Here is a 25,841-nt window from a genome sequence, read left to right as displayed (position 1 = left end):
CATGCTTATTATTGCACAACTTGGAATTTTTCAAGTTTATAATACAGACTTCTAAGTGAAATATTAAGCTGCTTTGCAGCTGCAGTCTTATTTCCGTTATTTTGCCTTAATACCTCTTTTAATACTCGCGCCTCATATTCTTCCACCATTTCAGATAGCGGCTTGGCTACTATCTTACTTCCACTATCATCAGCAAGAGATTGTCTGTTAATTTCTAATTTCGGAATATGTGATAATCCAATTACCGTTTCTGAATTTTTCATGTATATCACTGCTCGTCCTAATATATTTTCTAACTCTCTTACATTTCCAGGCCAACTATAGGAGATAAGGTATTGAAGGGCGTCTGAATCAATTGTCTCAATCATCCTTCCATAATCACGGTTGATCTTGTGAAGTAAGAACTCACACAAGAGAGGTATATCTTGTTTCCTCTGTCTTAGAGGAGGGATTTGAATAGGTAATCGATTTAGACGATAGTATAAATCCTCTCTAAATGTCCCACTCGCAATTCCCTTTTCTAAATTTAGATTGGTCGCTGCAATGATTCGAACATTTATGGCTATTGGTTTAGTTCCACCTACTCTAACAATTTCATTTTCTTGTAGAACACGGAGCAATTTCACCTGCATAGCTGAAGATAACTCTCCGATTTCATCTAAGAAAATACTCCCGTTATTCGCTTCTTCAAAATACCCTCTCTTCCCACCACGTTTAGCTCCAGAAAATGCACCTTCCTCATAACCAAATAATTCACTTTCCAAGAGTGATTCTGAAATCGCTCCGCAATTTACCCTTACAAATTTATTAAATTTGCGGTCACTTCCATTATGTATAGCGTGAGCAAATAATTCTTTTCCTGTTCCTGACTCCCCTCTTAACAACACAGTTGCAGGGGTTTTCGCACCTAGTTTTGCTTGTTCTACCGCAAACTTCATCTCATCTGAAGTACCAATAATATCATCAAACGAGTACTTTGCCTCTAGCGTCCGAATGATTTGTCTAGCCCTTTTTAATTCCTGTGTCAGGGACTGGATTTCGGATAAATCATGGATGACACCAACACTCCCCTTTAGTCTCCCATCCACGATAATAGGTGCTACATTGACAATAACATCTCGATGATTAGGACCTACCTTCATTCTAGCTCCTCGAATAGGCCTCCTCGTTTGTAATACCTGCATATGGACACTTTCTCCCTCTGAGATATCAGCAGTTGCAGGCTTACCAACAATTTCTTCTTTTGTTAGACCAGTAATCTTCGTATAGGCTGGATTGATCAAGGTTCCTTTTCCTTCTTCATCCACAACCGATATTGCCTCTTCTGAAGAATTAATAACGGCTTCAAGCATGATTTGAATCTCTCTTACATTTGTCAGTTCCTCAGCAAGATTGACCACTTCTGTTATATCCTTAAAGACAGCAAAGGCTCCAAGCAGAGTTCCTGTTTCAGTCACTATTGGAATTCTCGTCGTAATAATCTTCTTTCCGTTTTCAAGTATTAATTCATGATTTTTTTCAACCTCTCGGCTATGCAATACCCTAGGTAGTTGTGTATTCCCAATTACAAGGCTAACATTTTGGCCAAGAACATCCTTACTTTTCTTCCCCGTCATCTTTTCTGCACTACGATTGAAAAGGATGATATTTTCATCAATATCAATAACAACCATACCATCATGCGTTGAATTAAAAATTAAATCATGTTTATAAGATTGATTCACTAATTCATTAATTAACGTTTCTTTCTCTTCCATCAATTCCGATATGAAGTACGCAACAGATCCAGGAATCAGAACCGTATGTTTACTCCTTTTTTCTCTTATCTGTTTAAAAGTACTTTCTTTTCCTGTTGCCTCAATTACAATATCTATTTCTTTTGTCAAATAATCTTCCCAGTTATTCCCCACCGTTATACCTAGAGACTTTGCATACTGTAAACCAGGAGCATGAGGATTTATATCCACCACTGCAACAATTTCCATTATTTCAGTTTCTTTTACCAATCTTAAAATAGAGGTTCCACCTTTTCCTGCACCAACTATTAACACTTTTTGCATACCTTCGAGCACCTCATCTGCAAATTATTGCACACTATTATTATTTTACACACTTTATCTTGTTTTGACAATTTGATAATTACCATGTTAGCTTTTTTTAGTCTATAATAGATATAGCTTATAAAGAGAGGGTTTAAAGCTATGCAACGATTAATCGCACTACTAATTGTTATAATCCCTGTCGCTCTTGCTGTCTTAGGGATCAAGCTGATCAGAGATATGACCTTTGGAATATTACAACCACCTATTCCAGCACTCTGGCTTCAATTTATAATAGGAGTCCTTTTTCTAATAGGAGGAATGTATTTAATAGGTGGTTTTATCTTTCATCGAGATCGAAAAAGAGATAAAATCCAAAAACGTTTTTCACAAAAGAAATAAGCCTGCTGATGAAGCAAGGCTTATTTCTTTTTCCCTTATTTAAATATTTCCTTCCTTAATTGAATAGCTTTCTCAGGAAAATCAGTGATAATGGCTGCACTAGCCACGTAAAACAGTCGTTTCATATCTTTCTCTTTATTCACTGTATAAGGACGGACTACGATTCCATTCTCCTGAGACAATCCAATAATGGAATCTGATGCAACTTTATGCTTAGGATGAATGGCTCTAGCTCCCACTTCTTTTGCATAAATCCACGGCTCATATAAAGGCTCACTATATAGAATCGCCAGTTCAAGGTCTGATGCTAACTTATGACATTCAACCAAACTAAAATGATTAAAAGAAGAAATAATAACACGATGCTCATAATGATAATTTCGAATAAGCTTAATGACCTTTTGCTCGAGATGTTCATACGGGATTAATGAATTCTTTAATTCAACATTAATCGTAAGCGAGTTAGACAAAGCCCAACTAAAGACCTCATCCAACGATGGTATCTTACAAACACCATATTGCGGAAACTTATAGCTTGCATCAAGCCTTCTTAATTCTTGTAAGGTATGATCCTTTACCCATCCTTGACCATTTGTTGTCCTTTCCAATGTTTCATCGTGAATAACTACGACTTCTCCGTCCTTTGACAATTGAACATCCAGCTCAATTCCATATGCTCCCACTCTTTCGACCTCTTGGAAGGAGATCATGGTGTTTTCTGGATGAGTTCCAGCGGCTCCTCTATGACCAAATATGTTAGTCAAACTCTCACCCCTTATTTTTTTCAAGTAGGCTCTGTTAGTGTACAGTGTTGATTTCTCAGCACAGTTGATTGAAGTGGAAGGACGCGAGACTCCTACGGGAGAAGCGTGACAGGTGAGACACCGGAGGCGTAAGCCGAGGAGGCTCACCGCACGCCCCGTGGAAAGCGAGTGTCCTGTAACGAAAATCAACAACAAATTTTAACAGAGACTTTAAGTAAAATTCAACACTTGTGAATCCTCCTCTCTTACTATATTCTACATAGTAAGGAGGAGACCATATGAAACCTTTACAAATTTCACCAGACACAGCCATTAAGCTTTCGGAAAAATTAGGAGTCCCACTTGAGCAGATCATGCACATGCCACAGCATATTCTAGTCCAGAAGCTTATGGAATTACAAACTGAACAAAAAGAAAACAAATAACTAAAACCTAAAAAACCCTTTATCAGGTTTTAATTTTGGTGGAGCTTTATTATGTAAAATGGGCTCCTTTATACTAAAAGGCCCAATAAATCAATGATTTATTGGGCTTTTTTTAATTATGAAGCTTTATGCTCTAAACGTAATTTATCAGCTACCATTGCAATAAACTCCGAATTAGTCGGCTTTGCTTTTGTCATACTTACTGTATAACCGAACAGACTTGAAATACTATCAATATTTCCACGACTCCATGCTACTTCAATAGCGTGACGAATAGCACGCTCTACACGGCTTGCTGTCGTGTTAAACTTTTTGGCTATATCAGGGTATAGAACCTTTGTAATCGAACCAAGTAACTCAATATCATTGTATACCATCGAAATAGCTTCGCGTAAATATAAGTATCCTTTGATATGGGCAGGAACCCCAATCTCATGGATAATACTTGTGATACTTGCATCAAGGTTCTTAGGTTTATTGGATTCCTGAGATCTTAGACTGTTTGAGGAAATCCTCTTAAGAGGTGAAACACCATTACCACTAACCTGACGAATATGGCTTGTTAAATTCTCCATATCAAATGGCTTTAAAATGAAGTAGGAAGCACCTAGTTCCACCGCTTTCTTGGTTACATCCTCTTGACCAAACGCAGTTAGCATAATGACATTTGGTTGCTTATCCTTTTTAATTTCGCGCATTCTTTCTAACACAGCTAAGCCGTCTAAATGCGGCATAATAATATCTAACACTAACACATCCGGATCTTTATCTTCTAAAAGGTTTAAGCAGTCCTGTCCATTATAAGCAACACCAATTACCTCTATATCCTCCTGAGCTGATACGTAATCCTCCAATAATCCAATTAGCTCACGATTATCATCCACTAAACAAACCTTAATCTTTTTCAACACATTTCCTCCTCAGTACTTTTTCAACGAGTTAAGTATTTTTTATACAAGTATACCGATGGATGAAAACCCACCAAACCTTATAAACCTCTAACTGACACTTTTCTTTTCCATCGGCCGATTGTACAAGGGAATAAATAGTAATAATGATTAGTTCTAATTCTATTCTAAATGAAGTTTTCGACAACGCAACTAAATTTCCTCTATTTTTTTAAAAAAATCGTTAATATCTTTGTTTTTCTTTCGTTTTCTCCACATTACTTCTCTTTTCGACTAATTACGTCAAACTTAAATCATCTTTGTCGAAAAATCTTTACTTTACTCTATTATAGTATAAAAATTCTGTAAATAGAAGAAAAAACGAGCTGGATTAGCTCGCTTTTTTCTCTTCACTTTCTTTTTCATATATATCTAATCCAGCTTCATTTAGCATCCATTCAATATGAACACCATATCCTGAGGTTGGGTCATTTACAAAGACATGTGTCACTGCACCAATTAATTTCCCGTCCTGTATAATGGGACTCCCACTCATACCTTGAACAATCCCACCTGTTTTTTCTAAGAGCTCGGGATCTGTTACTTTAATGACCATTCCTTTTGTGGCAGGAAACTTTTGAGGAACAGTACTTACAATATCAATATCAAATAATTGAACTTCGTCATTATCAACTACTGTTAAGATCTGCGCCGGTCCTTCTTTTACCTGATGTGATAAAGCTACTGGCATTGGCGTGTCCATAATTCCATTTTTCATGGTTTTGGATAAAGCACCAAAAATTCCAAAAGGACTATTTCTGGAGATATCTCCAATAACTTCTTTTTCTGAAGAAAATCTCGCGTGTTTTTCTCCAGGGGTTCCATTTGCTCCCTTTTGAATAGAAGTAACTGTCGATCTAATGATTTGCCCATCGTCTACAACAATCGGTTTTTTTGTATCCATATCAGAAATGACATGACCGAGTGCTCCATACTTTTTTGATTCGGGATGAAAGAAAGTCATTGTTCCAATACCCGCTGCTGAATCACGGATATACAAGCCAATTCGATATGAATGTTCATTTTTATCCTTTAAAGGGATAAGTTTTGTTTCGATTTCTTTTTCTTCTCTAATCACAACTAAGTTTAAAGGATCTCCAGTCTTTCCAGCTTCTTGTACAAACGGTGTGACGTCACTCATTTTATCTATCGTCTTGCCATTTATTTTCTTTATGATGTCACCCACTTGAACGCCAGCAATTTCTCCCGGAGATTGCTTTCCCTTTTCCGTTTCTATCTGGTGATGCCCTACAACTAAGACCCCTTTAGAGTTGAGCTTAACTCCAATTGACTGTCCTCCAGGGATTACTTTAAAATCAGATAGGATTTCTACATCTACCTTCTTAATTGGAAAGCCAGCCATTTCAACAATCATATCACTTTCCCCGCTTTCTATACCGTTAATGGAAAGCGTACCTTCTTCTTCTTGTTCAGTATTTAACTGTTCTGTTGAAAAAGTTTCTACAGTTGCTGTAGCAGGAATCGATATGTGCTCCTCTTGATTTTCAAATAAGACAAGCTGTTTTGGTATCTCTACATAGTTCTGAACTGATTCTGAAAAACCCATCGCAACTAAAGAAACAAGGAGAATTGCGCCAATTATTTTTCTGATTGTGTCTGTTGTCATGTTTTCACTCTCCTCGCTCCTACCCACACCATACCACTTGTTTGGCTACATCTTTAATTTTGCCTTAGACCATCTCATTTATAACCTCATATGGACAAAAAAAGCTACCCATTATGGATAGCATTTCAAATTATATTTCCTTTTGACTGAGTAGCAAGGCTTAAGAGCTCTTTTGCATGTTGAATAGTAAGTTCTGTAATTTCTATTCCAGATATCATTCTTGCTACTTCTTTCACTTGTTCTTCATTATTAAGTTTTTTTATAGAAGTTTTTGTTCTTTCATTTTTAGTTGTTTTTTCTAAAAATAAATGCTGATCAGCCATGGCTGCTACTTGTGGTAGATGTGAAATACATAAAACTTGTGATTCTATAGAAACCCTGTGGATTTTTTCTGCAATAGCTTGAGCTACCCTTCCACTTACACCCGTGTCGACCTCATCAAATATAATTGAAGTGACTCCTTGGTGCTTAGAGAATATTGATTTTAGTGCTAACATAATCCTTGATAATTCTCCTCCAGATACAATTTTCGTAAGAGGCTTTAACGGTTCACCAGGATTAGGCGAAATATAGAATTCAATGACATCAAAGCCGCTTTTATGCAGCTTAATGTTTTTACCGTTATATTCAGGGTCCTCATGAGTCCCCATCCTCTCAGTAAACTGAATCTTAAAATTAGCTTTTTCCATAAACAGTTCTTTTAATTCCTGAAGGATTGCTTTCTCTAATGTCTTAGCGCTATCTTTCCGGATTTCTGAAATATTTTCAGCTTCTATTAACAAATCCTTCGAAATTTGATTAAGCTCTTTTTTTACTTTATTGATATGTGAATCTCGATTAACGATTTCATCGATTTCATCCTCAATTTTTGCTGCGTAAATCAGAATATCCTCAACCGTCTGTCCATATTTCCGCTTTAATTGATTGATTTCATTTAATCTTGCTTCAATGACATTTAAACGATTAGGATCATATTCTAATCCATCAAGCTGATCTCTAAGTGAATACGTAACGTCCTCTATCTGATAAAAGCTAGATGACAACGTCTCATATAAGGTTTTATATTCAGGGTCAATATTCGAAATAGTTTCGAGCTGATTCATGGCAAGACCGACCCAATCTAACCCTTTTTGATCACCATGTAAAGCATGATAGGCAGTATTAATCGATTGATATATCTTCTCGAAGTTTGAGATTTTCAACTTCTCCTCAAAGAGTCTTTCATCTTCACCTGGTTCTAGCTCAGCTGAGCTGATTTCATGCAACTGAAACTGTAATAAATCTAAACGATGAACTAATTGCTGCTCATTTTCCGTTAGATTTTTCAGTTGTTGATTTAGTGTTTGAAACGTCTTATATAGGTCCTGATATTCCTCTAATGCAGGAAAGATGCGATCTTCACCATATTGGTCTAATAAATGGATATGATGCTCTTGATCCATTAATAGCTGATGCTCATGTTGTCCGTGAATATCAAGTAATGTTTGCCCAATTTCTCTTAAAATTCCTAAGGTTACAAGCTTTCCATTAACCCTGCAAACACTTTTCCCATTTTTTAAAATATCACGCCTAAGAACAAAACTGCCTTCAGATACATCGATTCCTAGTTCCCTACTCTTTTCATAACAAGGATGCTCATCATCATCCAATAAAAACAAGCCTTCTATCTCAGCTTTTTCCATACCAAATCGGACAAATTCAGACGAGCCTCTCCCTCCGACCAATAGACCTATTGCATCAATGACAATCGATTTCCCCGCTCCAGTTTCACCTGTTAATACGGTCAATCCTTTTTGAAAGGAAATGGTTAGTTCCTCAATAATAGCGAAATTCCGGATTGATAATTCTGCTAGCAAAAAATATCCACCTCTAATTTTCTTTTTCTTTGATTAATAAAAATTTTTATTTGTGTATTTTACAAATCTATAAGTTATAGCTCGACCCTAGAGCATTTCGATAAATCGATTTGAAATATCTTCTGTTTGTTCTGCTGACTTACAAATAATTAAGATCGTGTCATCTCCACAGATCGTTCCTAAAATTTCTTCCCAATCTAAATTATCTATAAGCGCTCCTATTGCATTGGCGTTTCCAGGTAACGTTTTCATAACAAGCATATGCCCTGCAGAATCAATTTTCACAAATGCATCCATTAGAGCCCTTTTAAGCTTTTGTAAAGGGTTAAAGCGTTGATCAGCAGGCAGGCTATATTTATATCGGCCATCAATCATTGGCACCTTTACAAGATGTAATTCTTTTATATCTCTTGAAACCGTTGCTTGTGTTACGTTAAAACCCTCTGCTTTTAATAAATCTACAAGCTCATCCTGTGTTTCAATTTCATTGGACGTAATCACTTCTCGGATTTTTATATGTCTTTGACCTTTATTCACTTCTATACCTCTTTCCTGGGCAAACTCTCTCTATGAATTATGTTATATGATGAATAGATGCTTGTACAATCATTTTATGTAAGAATACTGTTTTTATTTAATCTGCCCTTCAATCTTAGTTGTTTTTCCAAAAACTTCACAGAAAAAAGACAAAAGAAAACACCCAGTTTTTTCACTGAGTGTACTTTTTATTATTCTGTTTCGACACTTTCGACTTGAGCTGTTTGTTGCTTCAATTCTTGATGAGCTATTGCAACAACTTGTTTTGGTGATTGAACGAGGTCATTTTCACCATTTTCTTCACCAGACCAAAATAAGTGAAGAAGAAACTCAATATTACCATCTCCACCCGTTATCGGTGAAAAAGTACTATTTTTAACACAGTATCCTTCTTTCATAGAGAATGAAATCATATCCTCAAGAACTTGCTCATGCACTCTTGGATCGCGGACGATTCCCTTTTTTCCAACCTGCTCACGTCCCGCTTCAAATTGAGGCTTTACTAACGCAACAATATGACTGTCAGGAGTTAAAATGGTCTTTAACACAGGTAGAATGATGCGTAATGAGATAAAGGATACATCGATGGTTGCAAATTCAGGCATTCCTTCTGAAAAGTCCTCTGGCTTTGCATAACGAAAATTCCTTCTCTCCATTACTACAACTCGTTCATCCTGACGCAATTTCCAAGCTAGCTGATTATAGCCTACATCCACTGCGTATGAAAGTTTAGCTCCGTTTTGTAGGGCACAATCTGTAAATCCACCCGTTGAAGAACCAATATCTATGATCTTCTTTTGCTCGACAGTTAGTTGAAATTCCTTTAAGGCTTTTTCTAACTTAAAGCCCCCCCTACTTACGTAAGGCATTAGTTTTCCTTTAATCTCAAGTGGTAGCTCACGATCAACTTTTTCTCCGGGTTTGTCCATTCTATTCTCATTCGAATAAACCAAACCCGCCATAATCGCCCGTTTTGCTTTTTCTCTAGTTTCGATAAGACCTCTTTCGACTAAAAGTATATCTACTCGTTCTTTTTTACTCATATATGTTAGACCCTTTGTTGTTTCTGTTTTGTGATACGCTTCGCTTTTGCTACTACAGCAGCAACATTTAGGTCAATTTCATCTAATAATTCATTGACACTTCCATGCTCGACAAACTGATCAGGTATACCAACACGATCTATCTTACTTTGATAAAAACCATGATCATGAGCATATTCTAAGACGGCACTACCAAATCCACCCTGTAGCATTGATTCTTCAATTGTGATCACTGGCATCTCTTGTTCAAATATACTAGTTAGCATCGCTTCATCAAAAGGTTTAATGAACCTTGCATTGACAACCTTTACTGAGATTCCTTCTACTTGCAACTGTTCAGCAGCGGCTAATGCCATAGGGATCGTCGTTCCAAAAGTTAAAATAGCAACATCTGTGCCATCTTGCAACACTTCCCAAGAACCAATTGGAATCGCTTTTAATTCCTCGTCCATCGTCACGCCTAGTCCATTTCCTCTTGGATACCTGAGTGCAATCGGCCCATGATCATACTGAATCGCTGTATACACCATATGCTGTCCTTCGTTTTCGTCCTTTGGCATCATAAGTACAAGGTTTGGAATGTGACGCATAAAGGAAATATCGAACACACCTTGGTGAGTTTCCCCATCAGCACCAACTAGCCCAGCTCGATCAATTCCAAAGAAGACATTCAAGTTTTGTCTGCAAACATCATGTACTACTTGATCGTAACCGCGTTGAAGAAATGTTGAATAAATTGCTAAGTAAGGTTTCATCCCTTGAGTTGCAAGACCAGCCGCCATGGTTACGGCATGTTGTTCAGCGATTCCCACATCAAACAGTCGATCAGGGAATTCCTCACCAAATCCTTCAAGCTTCGAGCCAACAGTCATAGCTGGTGTAATGGCAACCACACGCTGATCGTCTCGTGCAATTTTTCTAACTGTTTCACTAATTACCTTACTCCAAGCAGGTGGTGCACTGGATGGCTTTATAAAGTCACCAGATTCGATTTTATAAGGTCCTGGTCCATGCCATGTCCCGATTCGATCAGATTCAGCTGGATGGTAGCCTTTCCCCTTTTTTGTTATAACATGAACAAGAACGGGGCCTTTTGTTTTCTTTGCATACAGTAAATTCTCAATTAAATCTTCATAGTTATGCCCATCGACTGGACCTAAATACGTATATCCTAACTCCTCAAAGAACACACCAGTTACCAATAGATATTTCATACTATCTTTTATACGTTCTGCAGCTGCAGCTAGCTTTCCACCTACAGCAGGTATTTTCTTCAAGATATATTCAAGCTCATCCTTTGCCCACTGATACTTCCCAGCTGTTCTAAGCTTTCCTAAAATATTATGAAGGGCTCCAACGTTAGGGGCAATTGACATTTCATTATCATTTAAAATCACGATCATATCCGTCTTCTCATGCCCTATATGATTTAAAGCCTCTAATGCCATTCCACCTGTTAACGCACCATCACCAATAATAGGCAAGATAAACTCACCAGATCCTTTTAAATCTCTGGCAACAGCCATTCCCATTGCAGCAGACAAAGAGGTTGAGCTATGGCCTGTTTCCCAGACATCATGATCACTTTCATTACGTTTTGGAAAACCAGATAAACCTTTATATTTTTTTAAAGTTTCAAATTGGCTTGTACGTCCTGTTAATATTTTATGAACATAGGACTGATGTCCAACATCCCAGATTAATTTATCTTTGGGACTATTAAACACCTTATGTAAGGCAACTGTTAATTCAACCACACCTAAATTGGGACCTATATGACCACCAGTTCTGGAGGTAACGTTAATCAAAAAGTCACGAATCTCTGAACTTAGCTGCTCTAATTCATTTATTGATAAATCCTTTAAAAAGGAAGGGTCTTTAATGGTTGTGAGATCCAACTAGAATCACTCACTTTCGTTTCGTATTTTGCTTATTCTTTTTATCACGTTTATCATTCAATACTTTCAGCTTTAACTTATCTTCTGCAAAATAAAACAATTTACCTACTTGATAGACAATATTTGTTGAGAAGTGTATAGCAAATGTTTTCCCAAGTGCTTTCCCACCTACTGTTAATGCTGCAATAATACTTGTAAATATTACAGAGATAGTAAATTGGATAGGACCCGTTTCATCAGCATCCAGTGCAAGTGCCACTTGAATTACCACTATAGCAGAGGCTGTTCCACTAATTATACCAGAAATATCCCCAATTACATCATTGCAAAAACTTGCAAAGCGATCGGCATTTCTAACAATTAGTATAGAATGTCTCGCACCTTTAACCCTCTCTGAAGCCATAGCATGAAATGGAACCTCATCTGCTGCAGTTGCTGCTACACCGAGCATGTCAAAAAAAATCCCAACAAATACAATGATTAAAACAATGAGCATACCCATTGCCCAGGAAACTCCGCCTAGTGCATAAGTTGAAACGATAGAAAAAATAGCCGCTAGCACAAAAGTGATAACGGCAATTCCTAAACTCCAATTTATCGATTTACGTAATGTCTCATTCATGAAAACATCGTCACCTTTAACACAAATTATATATTTCCCCTTAATTATGTATAAAAGGAAGTGGTCAAGTAAAGAGTAAAAACTGCGGCTTAGGTCCAGTAGGTTTTCCCAAGCAGGTACCGAATGTTGCCACTCTGGCGGTTTCCCTTTAAACCCACCTTAGTATTGTCGCCAATTACTAGACTGGATTACCACTTAGTCCGCACTATAATCCCCTTTACTTGTCAACACTCGAACAGTCTAGGAGTTTTCCTCGAGCAGTCTCTTTACATTCCCTAGCCTCTTTTGCAGTAAAGATTTCATATAGACCTACTAGTACAACTACCAATGGCCATTTTGGTAATTGACTTAACCATAATCCCCTCTAATACCACTCAAGGCAGGCTACGCTGCTTGTAGCTAATAATGTAACTACAATACAGGTTTATAACCATTTTTGAACTAGACTATTATTCTATTCAAAAGAATGGTCCTCCGCGGAAGAAGGGTCTACGCCCACATGCCATTGTGGATCGCCCTTGATCCTTAACTCCCAGCATCAACCCAAGGCTGGGCGCCTCAAGCCGACACAAGGAACTTCATCGATGTGCCCTTTGGCGGATTTTTAGGCCCGCCTTCAGAAACGGGAGACTGACTAGAATACTGCACCACCCCATACTAAGCTTACTATAACATAATATTGCTTATTGCTCAACGAAACACACCGCCTATTTTAATGGTAAATCACTTTAGTTTTTCCGTTCAGCAATAAGATTGCATATTTCCTCTAAGTATGAATAATCCATGCTTGTTTTAACTAACGCTTCTTTTGCTTGAGTGATATGTCGAGCTAATTTTTGCTTTGCTCCATCCAAAGTTAGTACGGACGGATATGTACTTTTATGATTGGATTCATCTGAACCAACGGGTTTCCCAATTTCTTCAACCGTACCCTCGATATCCAATATGTCGTCTCTGATTTGAAATGCTAGTCCTAAATGGTACGAAAAACTTCTTAAATGATTAATTTGTTCCTCATCAGCATCTGCTAAAATGGCACCTGCAATAATTGAATACTCGAGTAGTTTTCCCGTTTTTCTTTCATGAATATATTCTAATTCAGTAATAGATAAGCTTTTATTTTCACCCTCTAAGTCCGCAACCTGTCCTCCAACCATTCCCTCTGGTCCTGCTGCTCGAGATAACTCTTTAACTAATCGCAGTTTCATCTCGGCCGTAATTTCCTGATGTTCTATTTCAGCAATCGCTTGAAAGCTATAGGTAAGTAAAGCATCTCCAGCCAATATGGCATGTGCTTCACCAAATACCTTATGATTGGTTGGTTTCCCTCGGCGGAGATCGTCATCATCCATACTAGGAAGGTCATCATGAATTAAGGAGTAGGTATGAACCATTTCTAAAGATAAAGCAGCCTGTATTCCCACTTCTGGATTTTTGTCAAAACCGCGTAGTGTGGCAAATAATAATAATGGGCGTAGCCGTTTCCCTCCTGCTTGAAGTGAATAATCCATTGCCTTCACTAAGCTGGTTGGCGCAGATAACCTTGCTAGTGCTGTTGTCAGTCGTTCTTCAAACATCGTTTTATATGTAACGGAGAAGGTTTGAAAGTTATTCTCGTTCAATCTTATTCCTCCTCTTGTACTTCAATAGGCTTTAGCTCTCCATTATCCTGAAGTAGCTTGTCCATTTGCTTTTCTATAGTTTTCAACTTATCGTGACATAGCTTTGAGAGTGCCATCCCATCTTGGAAATAAGCAATTGCTTTTTCTAATGGCACATCCCCTTCTTCTAGCTTGTCTACAAGCTCTTCAAGCTTTTCCATTGCTTCTTCAAAGGACATCTTATTTTCCTTACTCATTTCCCTTCTCCCCCTCTAACCCTTTAACCTCAACATTTAGGGTTCCATCCTTCAGCCTTACGTTTAGCTGGTCCCCTTTAGTGACTTGGTCGGTTGTTTTAACAATCTGTTGGTCTTTACTATAAACAATACTATAACCACGGTCCATAATTCGTAATGGGCTTAATGCCTGTAGTTTTGAAATAAAAAATGAAAATTGCTGTTCTTTTTTCTCAAGAACTCCAGACATTATTTTTTGGAGTTCTTTGTCTAGTCTAATATGTCTTTCAGATTGAAGCTTTACTTGCGAAGCAGGGTGGTGCTTGACTAGTTTTGCGCTTACCTTCTCAAGCTGATTTTTCCTTTGCTCAATAAATCGAATGCTTTCCCTTTGGAGAGCATCAATCAATCTGTCTAGTTGCTGCTCTTTTTGACTATAAAGTTGCTTGGGATACCGAAAAGCATAGGATTTTTGGATATTGGTCAACCGTTTTTGCTCCCCGACAAGCTTTTCCTTCATTGCACGAGTTAATCGATTACGCCGTTGATTGATTCTCTCCATTAATTCTTCGATATGGGGAACGGCTAATTCTGCTGCACCGGTTGGTGTCGGGGCTCTCAAATCAGCAACAAAATCGGCAATGGTGAAATCCGTCTCATGGCCAACTGCAGAAATGATAGGTATAGCTGATTCAAATATGGCACGTGCTACAGACTCTTCATTAAAAGCCCATAACTCTTCAATTGAACCTCCACCACGACCAACGATTAGAACATCTAAATCTCCAAACTTATTTGCTTTTTGAATGGATTTAACGATAGAAGGTGCCGCATGCTCTCCTTGGACTAAAGTAGGGAGGATGATAATTTCACCAATCGGATATCTTCTCTTAATGGTAATAATGATATCTCGAATGGCGGCTCCTGTTGGCGATGTAATAACACCTATTCGGTTGGGGTATTTAGGAATAGCTTTTTTATGCGCAGGTGAGAATAATCCTTCTAGTTCCAGTCTTTTTTTAAGTTCCTCATAAGCTAAGAATAAACTGCCAATACCATCTGGTTCCATTTCAGTCACATAAAGCTGATAATTCCCATTCGGTTCGTATACCGATATTTCACCCTTGATTAAAACCTTCATTCCATCTTCAGGTTTAAATTTTATGAACCGGTTATTCGTAGAAAACATGACCGCCTGTATCCTGGCATTTTCATCCTTAATGGTAAAATACATATGTCCTCGACTATGCTGTTTAAAATTTGAAATTTCTCCTTTTAATAAGACAGTCTGCATATGTGGATCCACATCGAATTTCTTTTTTATGTATTTAGTTAGTGCAGTCACGGTTAAATACCGGATTTCAGACATTGTCCTCCCCCTCATCAACGTCTTATTTTGCAGGTAACTGGTCCTTTACCTTTGATAATACGCTATTTATAAATTTACTTGAATCGTCATCTCCGAACACCTTAGCCAGTTCGATTGCTTCATTCATACTAACATTCATTGGGATCGTCGGTTCGTGTTTCATTTCATAAATCGCTAAGCGAAGGATTGCTCTGTCTACATTTCCGATTCTCTCTATGGTCCAATTCTCTAAATTACTTTTTAAGATCGTGTCGATGTCTTCCTGATGAGAGGTTGTCCCAAAGACAAGCTCCTCTAAAAAAGAATTGGTGTCTTCCTCTTCCAATACATGAGCAATTGCTGCCTGAGGTGCTTGTTCGTTCAGATCTAACTGAAAAAGGACTTGAAGTGCTTTCTCTCTTGCTTGTCTTCTATTCATAATTCATTACTCCTTTAATTAACTCCATTTTTTTCTACAAGAAATCATAACACAAGTTTGCTTTTATCCCTAGAAGATTTCACTTATCTTTAGTTTTTACGGACTGGTTTGAAATTATTTTACTCTTATTATACATGAGGGAAGTGAACATTAAAAAGTTGAAAGGTATAAGGAAGTGGGGGCTTCCATAAAGGAGAAAAGGCTGTAACAAAACCTAATACACCAGTCTAAAGACAAATAGTATCAGAATTAGTCTACCTATCAAATATAATACTGTTTTCGTTTACTTTGTTACTGATTAACCAGTTAAGCTGTAAGGACAAGGTTGTTCCATTTCGCTCCAGACACTCGCTTTCCGCGGGGAGGAATCTGAGCCTCCTCGGCTACGCCTGCGGGGTCTCAGCCTTTCCTCTACCTCCCGCAGGAGTCGAGTGTCTTCCACTCCATTCCACTAGTTTTTAAAAATAGTATGCAAAAACAACATATCAATTGAAAGAAATAAAAACCCGAACTAGTAGGTGAAAGATACATCAAAATATCACCTATTAGTTCGGGTTTATGACAGGCTGAAATACTTATGTCCCAGCCTAATTAGAAATAGCTACTACATTTCTTGCTCAATTTCTACTTCATGTTTTTGGTTTTCAAACTGAACACCTACAACATGAATATTTACCTCGTCAATTTCTAACGCTGTCATAGTTGATAATGTTTGACGTACATTGTCCTGGATGTTCTTTGCTACTTTAGGGATTGATACTCCAAAATTCATTGTAACGTATACATCAAGGGTAATTCCTTCATCAGTTAATTCTACTTTAACACCCTTACCGTGATTCTTTTTCCCTAATCTTTCCACAACTCCAGAAGCAAAATTACCTCTCATAGAAGCAACTCCTTCTACCTCTGACGAAGCAATACTTGCGATTACTTCAATAACCTCAGGTGCAATTTCAACTTTACCTAGGCTTGTATATTCTTGATTCATTTCTAGTACCTTGTTGTCACTCATATTGGCACCTCCTATTTTAATTTACTATTTCATGACTTCATATATTTCTAAAAACTTTGTATTGAAGTCACCTTCTACAAACTTTTCATGGTCCATGAGCTGTAAGTGGAATGGAATGGTTGTATGGATTCCTTCGATAACGAACTCTCCTAATGCGCGCTTCATACGAGCAATCGCTTCTTTCCTTGTTGCACCATACGTAATCAGCTTTGCAATCATAGAATCATAATAAGGAGGAATCGTATAACCTGGATAAGCTGCCGAATCTACTCTAACACCGAGTCCACCAGGGGGTAAATACATTTCAATTTTACCAGCTGAAGGCATGAAATTCTTAGCAGGATTTTCGGCATTGATCCTACATTCGATTGCCCACCCATTAAACGTAACGTCCTCTTGTTTAACAGAAAGCACTTCACCTGAAGCAACTTTAATCATTTCTTTGATTAAATCAATTCCCGTTACCATTTCAGTAACAGGATGCTCTACTTGAATTCTAGTATTCATTTCCATAAAATAAAAATTTTGTTTATGGTGATCAAAGATAAACTCAATAGTACCCGCACCTGTGTAATTAACTGCTTCCGCTGCTTTTACTGCAGCGTCACCCATTTGTTCTCTCACTTCACTACTTAAGGCAGGTGAAGGAGTTTCTTCAACAAGCTTTTGTAATCGGCGCTGGATCGAACAATCACGTTCACCTAAATGAATGACATTCCCATGACTATCGGCTAATACCTGAATTTCTACATGTCGGAAGTCTTCAATATACTTTTCAATATAGACTCCAGGATTACCAAATGCCGTAGCAGCTTCTTGCTGTGTAATCCGTAGACCTTTTACTAATTCTTGCTCATTTTTAGCAACACGAATCCCTTTTCCACCACCACCAGCTGTAGCTTTGATGATGACCGGATACCCCATATCATTGGCGAGATTAATCGCTTCCTCTTCATCCTTAATGATTCCTTTTGAACCAGGTACAATTGGAACACCCGCTTCTCGCATAGTTTCCCTTGCAATATCCTTTGTCCCCATCTTTGTAATAGCTTCTGGACTTGGCCCTACAAATATAATATTACATTCTCTACAAATCTCTGCGAAGTCTGCATTTTCTGCTAAAAATCCATAGCCAGGATGAATCGCATCACAGCCTGTTAATGTAGCAACACTGATAATATTCGTTATATTTAAGTAGCTTTCCTTTGATGGCGTAGGACCAATACAATAGGCTTCATCTGCAAGCTGGACGTGTAAAGCTTCTCGGTCAGCTTCTGAGAATACAGCGACTGTTTCAATCTCTAACTCACGGCATGCTCGAATAATACGAACCGCTATTTCTCCCCGATTTGCAATTAATAACTTTTTTATCATTAAAAACGCTCCCTACTACGATTTTACCAGAAACATTGGTTGACCATACTCAACAAGTTGTCCGTTTTCAACTAATATTTCTACGATTTCTCCAGTTACTTCTGCTTCGATTTCATTAAAGAGCTTCATTGCTTCCACAATACATACAACACTATCTTTACCTACTTTGTCGCCTACTTTAACGAATGGACCAGACTCTGGATTTGGTGCAGCATAGAAGGTTCCTACCATTGGTGAAACAATTTTATGTAAGCTTTCATCCACCACTTTAGAAGTCACAGCCTCTTCTACCTTCGGTGCAGTAACAGCTTCAGCTGAGGTTGCTGACTGCGTAGTAGGTTGAACAGGAGCTACAGGTTGAACGACTTGCTCAACACTTGGGGTATGGCTAACAACCGTTGTTTCGTTTTGATGTTTTTTCATCTTAATCTTTGAGCCGTCATGCTCATAACTAAATTCGTCGATTGAAGTTTGATCAATCAATTTTATTAATTCACGGATTTCTTGGATTTTTAACATGATAACTCTCCTTTACCCTAATACTTTATTCAGGATAATAATTTTTAAGTCATACAATCCTTTTAAGATGAGAAATTATAGTCTACTCCTAAAAGTTTGTCCTTATCTGTATTCTATAAGAAAACGATAGTAAAATGCTACCGAAATATCCTTTTTTTTACGAAAGCTAGTTTTCATATAAAAATCATTATCATAGATTTTACCATCGATTTACTATTTTTACTTTATTGGTATATCATAATTCCCTTAGGATTAGACAACCAAATTCCATACCTTTTATTTCCCCATCTTACTAGTCAAGTAGAAACATTATTTTAATATATAAAGACTGTTTTCTTGTTTTGTGATGCTTTTTTACAATTTTTTTAATTGAAATTGTATCCATTGAGTGCAATTGCAAACACTCAACAAATCTATCAGCTTACGAGTAATATCTCTTTTATGTTGGTTAATAATTAATAAAACTTCAACTCCTTTGTAATACTATAGACAGTATTAACTTCAAAGGAGTGTCCTTCTTGAGTATTGCAGAGTTAGCTATAAGAATGATATTGGCATTTTCAATCTTATTACTTGTTACTAGAGTAACTGGAAGAAAAGAAATTAGTCAAATGACCTTTTTCAACTTTGTTTCGGCCATCACGATTGGGACAATTGGGGGGGCTCTAGTTACTAGTAATGCGTTTAGTATACGAAATGGTGTTCTAGCCATAGTAGGTTGGGGACTCCTAACATTAGCCATGGGAATAATCGATATTAAATCAAAAAAGGCCCGCAAGGTTATTGAAGGAGTACCCAAGATTGTTATTAAACAAGGAAAAATCTTGGAGGGAGTACTTCGAGAAGTCCGTTTAGATCTCGATGAGTTAACAGTTATGCTTCGTAAGAAAAATGTCTTCTCATTAACGGATGTTGAATATGCTATTTTTGAAACGGATGGAACACTCTCAGTTATGAAAACTCAACCAAAACAGCCTTTAACTAAAAGTGATATGGGAAATAATACGAAAATGCAGACAAAATATCCGCTTGCAACAGGAGTAATATTTGACGGCGAGATTAATCAACAAAATCTTAGTAAGTTAAATCTTGATCAGCATTGGCTTAGCCAGCAGTTAAAAAGCTCTGGAATTCAATCCGTTTCAGATGTTTTTTATGCGGAGGTACAGCAGGATGGCTCATTATATGTTGATGAACGTGATGATGTTGTTCATTAAATCTTTACCAGCAAACGAGGTGAAATGGCATAGTAAACAAACAAAATACCTACTGGTTTTTTGGCCAATAGGTATTTTAAAGAGGTTTATTTATTAGAGAATTCAACCGCTACGTCTTTTTTGCCTAGTTCTGTTCTAACCAATTGAATAATCTTATTAGCTTGAGCAGGTGAATGATCTGCAGCTTTTACAATGATTCTTACAGAATCACCATCTGCACGAACAAGTACATCATTGTATTCGTCAGATTCAGCTTTAATTAGCGTTTCTAACACTCTTTCCTTAGCAGATACTTCCTGTACTTCAATCATTTTGTCATACGCATCACTCTTTTGCTCTGGTGATACATCACTTGATGCCATAATCGCTTGTAAATCTGTTACTAGTTTACTACGTTGATCGTCCATCTCTAGTCGAAGTGCCGTGAATAGCTCGTCACTTGTTACACTTGAAACAACAGTGCCTTCTTCTGCTTCTTCTGTAGCTTCTTCAGTTGACTCTTCAACAACAACTTCATCTCCTTCAGTTGCCGCAGATTCAGTAGTTTCTTCTGTTTCTGTTCCTTCAGTTGTTTCTTCAGTTGCTGTTTCTTGATAAGCTAAATCGTCTCCAGTAGTTTCTGGTGAAGTTACATAATAAACCGATAATACTACAACCAAACTTAACATTGTTAATAACCATACTGTTTGCTTTTTCAATAACATTTATGATTCCCCCTTAGGTTTTTTCTTTGGTAAAACAGACACGCGATGACTCGGGACATCGAGTACACGGGTAACAGCTTCAATGATATTTTTCTTAACCTGAATGTTATCAGCACCAGCTGCAACGATTAAAACTCCTCTAACTTCAGGCTTTTCAATTTTATTTACGATTGGCGTTTCTGTATCTCCATTACGGATAATGACCAGTTGTTCGTCCTTTGAAGTATCTTCTACTTTACGCTTTCCCCCTTCCCGGTCCGTTTCATCTGTATGCTGTGTCTGAGTTGTCACGTTTTTTTTCAAAAATTTTGGATTCTGTTGCATCTAGATTTACCATGATCTCAACTTCATCGACACCCACAGCTGATTGAAGAATCTCTTTCAGCTGATTTTCATAGTGATTCTCAACCGCTTGGAGGACATCGTCACTATCATTACTCTTTTGACCGAATGCTGGCTGGTCCTTAGATGCCTCCTGATTAAAAACCTCTAGCTCAGTTGCAGGAGCGGATGAAGAAGAATCCGTGAGAATATTGCTTACTAGCATAAACGCAACACCCACTGCAAAAATGGCAATCGCATAATGATACTTCGATAGTTTTTTATCTGATGACTGCTGTTCATTAGTTGGCTTTTTAAATAATGACTGGAGCCAATGAAAGAATTGATTATTCTTTTTCTCCATCTAGATCGCTCTCCCCCCCTTCCAATGCTACATTGATCTGTTGTGAATGGAGTTGCCATTCTGTTGCAAGGTAAGATACTATTTTTTGCTCATCTACTTTACTTTCTGTTTTGGGCAGCTCATTGCTCGTATCAATCTTCACCTCTTTTACAACAGGAATCGCAGCTTCTTGTTCTTCCTTTTGCTCTGATAGCTGAACGTTTACGGAGAAGTGCTCTGTTGAATCAGATGCAGGGTCAATAGATTCATCTACTTCAATGGACACATGAGAAACGCTTAAACCAAAACGCCCCATCATCTCATCCTCTACCGCTTCTTTCATTTGGACAGCCACTTCTTCTAAACTATATGCACGATTTAATGCTTGTATTTCTTTTTTCTTAAATTCTATTAAATTTTCTATATTTTCTTCTTCTAATTGTGGTCCAGATGTAGCTGTAGCAAGGACTTCTTCAAAGTCATAGCTAAAAAATTTAAAGAGTGGTGTTAATATAATCACAATCAATAATAGTCCGGTAACCATCTTGGCATACCGTTGAAGATTCGAATTCGGTAGAAGCATGTCCACAATGGTAGCCAGTAAAATAAAGACAATAATATTAGCAATCCATCCTGTTAAAAACTCCATAGTACCACCTCTCTACCTCATCATTATCGTAATGTTACCTGCTGCTATTATGATTGTTAGACTTAAGAAGAACATCAGCGAAACAATCGCCAGGGCGGCAAAAATATAAATGACACTCTTACCAATAATGTCTAGACATTGAATAACCGGGCCTCCACCTAATGGCTGAAGAATGGCGGCAGCAAATTTATAAATGAACGCTAAGGATAGAATCTTGATAGCTGGAAATGCTGCTATTAATAGAAGCATGATCACTCCTACAATTCCCACCGTATTTTTTAATAGAGCAGATGCGCTAATTACAGTATCAGTAGCATCAGTAAACATCCTACCTACTACTGGAATGAAATTACCCGTTACAAACTTTGCTGTACGAATCGTAATCCCATCAGCTACTGCGCTTGATGCTCCTTGGACGGATATAACCCCAAGGAAAACGGTTAAAAATACTCCTAGTAGGGCAATGCTTGTCTTACGAAGTAATTCTGCTAGCTGGGTAACTTTATAGTGATCTGAGAGGGTACTAACAATGCTAAGAAGTGCAGCCAAAAACAACATGGGTAATATCACATATTGAATAAGCAATCCACTCGTGTTCATTAAAAAAATGATGATTGGGTGAAAGAATGCTGCAGATAAAACACCACCCGATACAGATATTAACGCAAGTAATAACGGAATTAAGGCAATAATAAAACTAATCATGGTTTGGATGGCTTCTTCTGTATAGGTGATCGCAACTCTAAAACTATTAAGTGCTAATATAATTAACACCATATAGATCAATGCATATGCGACTTTACTTACTGTACTTTGCTCAAATGCATTTTGCAGTGATTGAAGAATCATACAAAAGATGGTTAGCATAATTAGTGTTCCTAATAGCTTTCCGTTAGCAATAAGCTCATGGAACAAAAACTTTGCAATCCCTTGTAACCATTGCTCAATAGAGAATTTCTTCTCTCCTTTTACAAAATCCATAAAGCTTCCTTTTTGACTCTCTGGTAGATAGCCTCCATAGTCTTCAACGATGTCATCCCAAAACTTTCTTATTTCTTCAATCCCTAAACGGTCTAACTGTTCATCGATCACTTTGTCTTGGATGGATGGAGCTGATGCTTGTACACTCAAAGGAGAACAAATAAAAATGAGAAGAATTATTATTGCAGTGATCAACCGTGAACTCATTTATTCACCTCTTTTTTCAAACCGCTTTTCTACGACGGAAGTAAGCCTATAATGGTTTCAATAATAACGGTGAGGATGGGTATAGCCATTGCCATAATGAGGATTTTTCCACCTAACTCTATTTTAGAAGCAATGGCACCTTGTCCAGCATCTCGTGTAATTTGAGCACCAAACTCTGCGATATAAGCGATTCCAATGATTTTCAGGATGGTTTCAACGTACATTAAATTAACATTTGCATTTACCGCGATTCGTTCAAGCATCGTAATAATCTCTTGAACTTGACCAATTAAGAAGAAGAAGATACTACAACCCACAAAAACAACAAGCATGAATGCAAAAATTGGTTTTTGTTCTTTAACTATTAACGCAAGAAAGGTGGCAACAAGACCAATACCGACGATCTGTAAAATTTGAATGACCTTCTCCCCCTAACCTTGAAAGAGGAAGACAGCCTTAATTTTTTTAAATAACGCATCCATAATGGTGATTACTTGAAAAATGATATAAACAAAGCCAACTAGTGTCACCCAATGCGCGTAATCTTCTTTCCCCATTTGCTTCAGTACGGTATGAAGAAAGGCAACTACTATTCCTACTCCTGCAATTTGAAATATTGTTCCAACATCAATCTCCATCTTTCCCTACTCCCCTCATTCCTTTACATCAGCAATACAATCAAGAGTAAGCCTGATAGGAAACCTAAGCTCTTAATCATTTTTTCGTATCTGGCCTGCTTCTCTCTAGCATCATGTTCCTCTCGATCTAAATGAGTCAAAGCTAGTAAAATATGCTTTTGCTGTGATATCCGGTCATGCTGTCCCAAAGTCTCCCCAAATTGCTGTAACACTTCGATTTCCCCTTGCTTAAAGGCTGTGAATCTTTTAACATCTAGAAGACTTTCATGCCAAGCTTCTCTTACATTTGGTTGACCTTCTTTTAACCTTTTAGCAAAATCTTCAAAGAACCAAGCTAAAGGCTTCTTAAGCTGTTTTGATATATTTAGACATGCATCATATAGAGGTAAGTGTCCATACATGATCTCTGCTTCTAGAGATTGTAAAGCAACTTTTAATTGTCTAAGCTGTCGCGGTCTTTCACTAAGATGCTTGGCAGCTTCAAAACCTGTCCACGTCGTCGCTAATAAGATGAATAAAGCCCCGAAAAGCTTTACCATTGTCCTACCTCCGTTTCCCTTTCTACTTTTTGCCCCAATGAATCTACAATTTGACTAAATGTACCGGGGCCATTTTCCTTAGAAAGAATAACAAAACGTGAAAATATACCTAAATCAAGGAGTGGTCTTAAACTAGGTCTCTTTTCAAGGTCAGATAAGCTATGACCATGGGCGGTTACGATTAAATTAACTCCAGCGTTTACTGCTTCCATTACAGAGTCACTATCTGCCTTACTTCCAATCTCATCCACAACAATAACATCAGGACTCATGGACCGAATAAGCATCATCATTCCTTCTGCTTTCGGACATCCATCAAGAATATCTACACGCCAACCAAGCTCAAGCTGTGGGACCCCTTTGACACAGCCCGCAATTTCAGATCGTTCATCAACAATTCCTACTTTATAAGGGGGAAGTGCATACTCTTCATTTCCCACACTAACTAATCTGGCTAAATCCCTTAGCAAGGTAGTTTTACCAGCTTGAGGGGGACCGATGATCATCGTATTCTTCCATTCTCCAGATGATGTTAAGCTTGGTAGATAAGGCTTACCTATTCCAATACATTGCCTAGCTACTCGGATGTTAAAGAAGGTGACATCACGGATTGCTTTTACTTCGCCTTTTTCGGTAATGACTTTACCTGCTAGTCCAACTCGATGCCCACCTTGAATCGTTATATATCCCCTTTTCAACTCTTCCTCTAATGTATAAATGGAATATTGACTTAAACGATTCATTAGCTGCAAGGTATCTTCTGCTGATACGATATAAGGAATAGAGGTTAGTCCTGGGTAGTCAGGTTTCCCTCTTATGATGATCTCTAGTGGGCGATTAAGTCTTAGTCGAATTTCCTCAATTCTGTCAAATAGATGGGAAGGATACCGCTCCAAAATGGTTCGTATATTAGATGATAAAAGATTGATTATTTCCTCCATACTTTCCCCTCCCAATTTGTCTGTATATTTCCAATGTATGCAGGCTTGGACATATTATGACCGGGCAATCCGTTTACTTGTAGATTCCTATTAAAATAAAGCCGACCCCCAGCCCAATAAACAATAGCTTTGAAAATGATAGATCATCAGTCATGCTCAATAGACCAATCGTCATGGTTGCAATAAAGATAAAAGGCCCTACTAGTGCAAGCATTGCATTTAGTGCAACCGCCTTCTTTACATCATTAAGCATAAGCATCGCAATAGCAGCCGTTAATTCAATGGTCGCTGACAAAAAGCGAAGTCCAGCCATCGATAAAATCGTTGTGTCAATTGTTGATAGCCATCTTTTCATATCGATTCCCCTTACCTGTTTGAATCATTCTATATGTACAACCTATGCATGGTTTAGGGGATTTTAGACTATTGATTTTTAATAAAAACAAAAATTAAATAGGATGGGAAAAGAGACATTTACTAGAATCGGAAAATTAAAAAGCCTTAAGACAAAACTGATCACCCTCTTGAAAACACAAAAGGAGCAATTACCATTATGGCAATTGCTCCTAACAATTTTTCATGTTAAAGGAAATTATAAAATAAATCATTTGT

At 37.6% G+C, this 25,841-nt stretch carries 29 protein-coding genes; 3 read left to right on the top strand and 26 right to left on the bottom strand.

What is annotated here, in order from left to right; genetic code table 11:
- Window positions 1–8 precede the first annotated feature (8 nt).
- Complete coding sequence (locus M1D60_RS06475; RefSeq protein WP_456278349.1) at window positions 9–2,060, bottom strand: sigma 54-interacting transcriptional regulator; 2,052 nt, start codon at window positions 2,058–2,060, stop codon at window positions 9–11.
- 141 nt (window positions 2,061–2,201) lie between these two features.
- Between M1D60_RS06475 and M1D60_RS06470 the strand changes: the two genes are divergently transcribed.
- A complete protein-coding gene (locus M1D60_RS06470; protein ID WP_456278348.1) occupies window positions 2,202–2,441 on the top strand; it encodes a DUF2627 domain-containing protein in 240 nt (79 codons plus the stop codon).
- A 35-nt stretch (window positions 2,442–2,476) separates the two neighbouring features.
- On the opposite strand, the gene M1D60_RS06465 is transcribed toward M1D60_RS06470, so the two are convergent.
- Window positions 2,477–3,205, bottom strand: coding sequence for a glycerophosphodiester phosphodiesterase (locus M1D60_RS06465; protein WP_456278347.1), 729 nt, complete (start codon window positions 3,203–3,205; stop codon window positions 2,477–2,479).
- 278 nt (window positions 3,206–3,483) lie between these two features.
- Between M1D60_RS06465 and M1D60_RS06460 the strand changes: the two genes are divergently transcribed.
- Window positions 3,484–3,630 (top strand): YycC family protein, encoded by a 147-nt coding sequence (locus tag M1D60_RS06460; RefSeq protein ID WP_456278346.1) that lies wholly within the window; start codon window positions 3,484–3,486, stop codon window positions 3,628–3,630.
- Window positions 3,631–3,746: 116 nt separating this feature from the next.
- Here the strand turns inward: M1D60_RS06460 and spo0A are convergent, their stop codons facing one another.
- The 14 genes from spo0A to accB all read right to left on the bottom strand — a co-directional run bounded on the left by spo0A (window position 3,747) and on the right by accB (window position 18,689).
- Complete coding sequence (gene spo0A / locus M1D60_RS06455) at window positions 3,747–4,538, bottom strand: sporulation transcription factor Spo0A (RefSeq protein ID WP_456278345.1); 792 nt, start codon at window positions 4,536–4,538, stop codon at window positions 3,747–3,749.
- A 370-nt stretch (window positions 4,539–4,908) separates the two neighbouring features.
- Entirely contained in the window at window positions 4,909–6,204 is a 1,296-nt protein-coding gene (spoIVB, locus tag M1D60_RS06450) for a SpoIVB peptidase (protein ID WP_456278344.1), read from the bottom strand.
- 125 nt (window positions 6,205–6,329) lie between these two features.
- Complete coding sequence (recN, locus tag M1D60_RS06445; RefSeq protein ID WP_456278343.1) at window positions 6,330–8,060, bottom strand: DNA repair protein RecN; 1,731 nt, start codon at window positions 8,058–8,060, stop codon at window positions 6,330–6,332.
- Between the two features lie 87 nt (window positions 8,061–8,147).
- Window positions 8,148–8,597, bottom strand: coding sequence for a transcriptional regulator AhrC/ArgR (gene ahrC, locus M1D60_RS06440; protein WP_456278342.1), 450 nt, complete (start codon window positions 8,595–8,597; stop codon window positions 8,148–8,150).
- 191 nt (window positions 8,598–8,788) lie between these two features.
- A complete protein-coding gene (locus tag M1D60_RS06435; protein WP_456278341.1) occupies window positions 8,789–9,640 on the bottom strand; it encodes a TlyA family RNA methyltransferase in 852 nt (283 codons plus the stop codon).
- Window positions 9,641–9,645: 5 nt separating this feature from the next.
- Window positions 9,646–11,538, bottom strand: coding sequence for a 1-deoxy-D-xylulose-5-phosphate synthase (gene dxs, locus M1D60_RS06430; RefSeq protein WP_456278340.1), 1,893 nt, complete (start codon window positions 11,536–11,538; stop codon window positions 9,646–9,648).
- A gap of 10 nt (window positions 11,539–11,548) precedes the next feature.
- Window positions 11,549–12,160: a hypothetical protein gene (locus tag M1D60_RS06425; protein WP_456278339.1), complete on the bottom strand. Its 612-nt coding sequence runs from the start codon at window positions 12,158–12,160 to the stop codon at window positions 11,549–11,551.
- Window positions 12,161–12,888: 728 nt separating this feature from the next.
- Entirely contained in the window at window positions 12,889–13,737 is an 849-nt protein-coding gene (locus M1D60_RS06420) for a polyprenyl synthetase family protein (protein WP_456279369.1), read from the bottom strand.
- Window positions 13,738–13,784: 47 nt separating this feature from the next.
- Complete coding sequence (locus M1D60_RS06415) at window positions 13,785–14,018, bottom strand: exodeoxyribonuclease VII small subunit (protein WP_456278338.1); 234 nt, start codon at window positions 14,016–14,018, stop codon at window positions 13,785–13,787.
- The gene (gene xseA, locus M1D60_RS06410; protein WP_456278337.1) at window positions 14,011–15,366 is read right to left on the bottom strand and encodes an exodeoxyribonuclease VII large subunit; all 1,356 of its coding nucleotides are present in this window, start codon (window positions 15,364–15,366) and stop codon (window positions 14,011–14,013) included. Before xseA ends, M1D60_RS06415 begins: the two co-directional genes overlap by 8 nt.
- Before the next feature lie 22 nt (window positions 15,367–15,388).
- On the bottom strand, window positions 15,389–15,784 hold the full coding sequence (nusB, locus tag M1D60_RS06405) for a transcription antitermination factor NusB (protein ID WP_456278336.1): 396 nt from the start codon (window positions 15,782–15,784) through the stop codon (window positions 15,389–15,391).
- Window positions 15,785–16,388: 604 nt separating this feature from the next.
- Window positions 16,389–16,796 (bottom strand): Asp23/Gls24 family envelope stress response protein, encoded by a 408-nt coding sequence (locus M1D60_RS06400; protein WP_456278335.1) that lies wholly within the window; start codon window positions 16,794–16,796, stop codon window positions 16,389–16,391.
- A 24-nt stretch (window positions 16,797–16,820) separates the two neighbouring features.
- Complete coding sequence (accC, locus tag M1D60_RS06395) at window positions 16,821–18,170, bottom strand: acetyl-CoA carboxylase biotin carboxylase subunit (RefSeq protein ID WP_456278334.1); 1,350 nt, start codon at window positions 18,168–18,170, stop codon at window positions 16,821–16,823.
- A 15-nt stretch (window positions 18,171–18,185) separates the two neighbouring features.
- Complete coding sequence (gene accB / locus M1D60_RS06390) at window positions 18,186–18,689, bottom strand: acetyl-CoA carboxylase biotin carboxyl carrier protein (protein ID WP_456278333.1); 504 nt, start codon at window positions 18,687–18,689, stop codon at window positions 18,186–18,188.
- A gap of 518 nt (window positions 18,690–19,207) precedes the next feature.
- Between accB and M1D60_RS06385 the strand changes: the two genes are divergently transcribed.
- Entirely contained in the window at window positions 19,208–19,906 is a 699-nt protein-coding gene (locus M1D60_RS06385) for a YetF domain-containing protein (protein WP_456278332.1), read from the top strand.
- Between the two features lie 86 nt (window positions 19,907–19,992).
- Here the strand turns inward: M1D60_RS06385 and M1D60_RS06380 are convergent, their stop codons facing one another.
- The 10 genes from M1D60_RS06380 to M1D60_RS06335 all read right to left on the bottom strand — a co-directional run bounded on the left by M1D60_RS06380 (window position 19,993) and on the right by M1D60_RS06335 (window position 25,584).
- Complete coding sequence (locus M1D60_RS06380; RefSeq protein ID WP_456278331.1) at window positions 19,993–20,610, bottom strand: SpoIIIAH-like family protein; 618 nt, start codon at window positions 20,608–20,610, stop codon at window positions 19,993–19,995.
- A complete protein-coding gene (locus tag M1D60_RS06375) occupies window positions 20,611–20,901 on the bottom strand; it encodes a hypothetical protein (RefSeq protein WP_456278330.1) in 291 nt (96 codons plus the stop codon). It lies immediately after the preceding gene.
- A complete protein-coding gene (locus M1D60_RS06370) occupies window positions 20,873–21,295 on the bottom strand; it encodes a hypothetical protein (RefSeq protein WP_456278329.1) in 423 nt (140 codons plus the stop codon). The genes M1D60_RS06375 and M1D60_RS06370 overlap by 29 nt, the downstream gene beginning before the upstream one ends.
- Entirely contained in the window at window positions 21,279–21,923 is a 645-nt protein-coding gene (spoIIIAF, locus tag M1D60_RS06365) for a stage III sporulation protein AF (protein ID WP_456278328.1), read from the bottom strand. The genes M1D60_RS06370 and spoIIIAF overlap by 17 nt, the downstream gene beginning before the upstream one ends.
- Window positions 21,924–21,935: 12 nt before the next feature.
- A complete protein-coding gene (gene spoIIIAE, locus M1D60_RS06360) occupies window positions 21,936–23,111 on the bottom strand; it encodes a stage III sporulation protein AE (protein WP_456278327.1) in 1,176 nt (391 codons plus the stop codon).
- 29 nt (window positions 23,112–23,140) lie between these two features.
- Complete coding sequence (spoIIIAD, locus tag M1D60_RS06355; RefSeq protein ID WP_456279368.1) at window positions 23,141–23,530, bottom strand: stage III sporulation protein AD; 390 nt, start codon at window positions 23,528–23,530, stop codon at window positions 23,141–23,143.
- Window positions 23,531–23,542: 12 nt separating this feature from the next.
- Window positions 23,543–23,749 (bottom strand): stage III sporulation protein AC, encoded by a 207-nt coding sequence (gene spoIIIAC / locus M1D60_RS06350; protein ID WP_163179007.1) that lies wholly within the window; start codon window positions 23,747–23,749, stop codon window positions 23,543–23,545.
- 23 nt (window positions 23,750–23,772) lie between these two features.
- Window positions 23,773–24,288: a stage III sporulation protein SpoIIIAB gene (gene spoIIIAB / locus M1D60_RS06345; RefSeq protein WP_456278326.1), complete on the bottom strand. Its 516-nt coding sequence runs from the start codon at window positions 24,286–24,288 to the stop codon at window positions 23,773–23,775.
- The gene (spoIIIAA, locus tag M1D60_RS06340) at window positions 24,282–25,229 is read right to left on the bottom strand and encodes a stage III sporulation protein AA (protein ID WP_456278325.1); all 948 of its coding nucleotides are present in this window, start codon (window positions 25,227–25,229) and stop codon (window positions 24,282–24,284) included. Before spoIIIAA ends, spoIIIAB begins: the two co-directional genes overlap by 7 nt.
- Window positions 25,230–25,302: 73 nt before the next feature.
- Entirely contained in the window at window positions 25,303–25,584 is a 282-nt protein-coding gene (locus tag M1D60_RS06335; RefSeq protein WP_456278324.1) for a YqhV family protein, read from the bottom strand.
- Window positions 25,585–25,841: the final 257 nt, after the last annotated feature.

Source organism: Bacillus sp. AK128, assembly GCF_053903075.1.
This window is presented reverse-complemented; position numbering and strand designations above follow the sequence as displayed.

Bases quoted from the DNA above. Each gene is read 5' to 3' on its own strand.
- M1D60_RS06475 (WP_456278349.1), bottom strand. From the start codon at position 2,060: ATGCAAAAAGTGTTAATAGTTGGTGCAGGAAAAGGTGGAACCTCTATT.
- M1D60_RS06470 (WP_456278348.1), top strand. From the start codon at position 2,202: ATGCAACGATTAATCGCACTACTAATTGTTATAATCCCTGTCGCTCTT.
- M1D60_RS06460 (WP_456278346.1), top strand. From the start codon at position 3,484: ATGAAACCTTTACAAATTTCACCAGACACAGCCATTAAGCTTTCGGAA.
- spoIVB (WP_456278344.1), bottom strand. From the start codon at position 6,204: ATGACAACAGACACAATCAGAAAAATAATTGGCGCAATTCTCCTTGTT.
- M1D60_RS06435 (WP_456278341.1), bottom strand. From the start codon at position 9,640: ATGAGTAAAAAAGAACGAGTAGATATACTTTTAGTCGAAAGAGGTCTT.
- M1D60_RS06425 (WP_456278339.1), bottom strand. From the start codon at position 12,160: ATGAATGAGACATTACGTAAATCGATAAATTGGAGTTTAGGAATTGCC.
- M1D60_RS06420 (WP_456279369.1), bottom strand. From the start codon at position 13,737: ATGTTTGAAGAACGACTGACAACAGCACTAGCAAGGTTATCTGCGCCA.
- M1D60_RS06415 (WP_456278338.1), bottom strand. From the start codon at position 14,018: ATGAGTAAGGAAAATAAGATGTCCTTTGAAGAAGCAATGGAAAAGCTT.
- xseA (WP_456278337.1), bottom strand. From the start codon at position 15,366: ATGTCTGAAATCCGGTATTTAACCGTGACTGCACTAACTAAATACATA.
- nusB (WP_456278336.1), bottom strand. From the start codon at position 15,784: ATGAATAGAAGACAAGCAAGAGAGAAAGCACTTCAAGTCCTTTTTCAG.
- M1D60_RS06400 (WP_456278335.1), bottom strand. From the start codon at position 16,796: ATGAGTGACAACAAGGTACTAGAAATGAATCAAGAATATACAAGCCTA.
- accC (WP_456278334.1), bottom strand. From the start codon at position 18,170: ATGATAAAAAAGTTATTAATTGCAAATCGGGGAGAAATAGCGGTTCGT.
- accB (WP_456278333.1), bottom strand. From the start codon at position 18,689: ATGTTAAAAATCCAAGAAATCCGTGAATTAATAAAATTGATTGATCAA.
- M1D60_RS06380 (WP_456278331.1), bottom strand. From the start codon at position 20,610: ATGTTATTGAAAAAGCAAACAGTATGGTTATTAACAATGTTAAGTTTG.
- M1D60_RS06370 (WP_456278329.1), bottom strand. From the start codon at position 21,295: ATGGAGAAAAAGAATAATCAATTCTTTCATTGGCTCCAGTCATTATTT.
- spoIIIAF (WP_456278328.1), bottom strand. From the start codon at position 21,923: ATGGAGTTTTTAACAGGATGGATTGCTAATATTATTGTCTTTATTTTA.
- spoIIIAE (WP_456278327.1), bottom strand. From the start codon at position 23,111: ATGAGTTCACGGTTGATCACTGCAATAATAATTCTTCTCATTTTTATT.
- spoIIIAC (WP_163179007.1), bottom strand. From the start codon at position 23,749: ATGGAGATTGATGTTGGAACAATATTTCAAATTGCAGGAGTAGGAATA.
- spoIIIAB (WP_456278326.1), bottom strand. From the start codon at position 24,288: ATGGTAAAGCTTTTCGGGGCTTTATTCATCTTATTAGCGACGACGTGG.
- spoIIIAA (WP_456278325.1), bottom strand. From the start codon at position 25,229: ATGGAGGAAATAATCAATCTTTTATCATCTAATATACGAACCATTTTG.
- M1D60_RS06335 (WP_456278324.1), bottom strand. From the start codon at position 25,584: ATGAAAAGATGGCTATCAACAATTGACACAACGATTTTATCGATGGCT.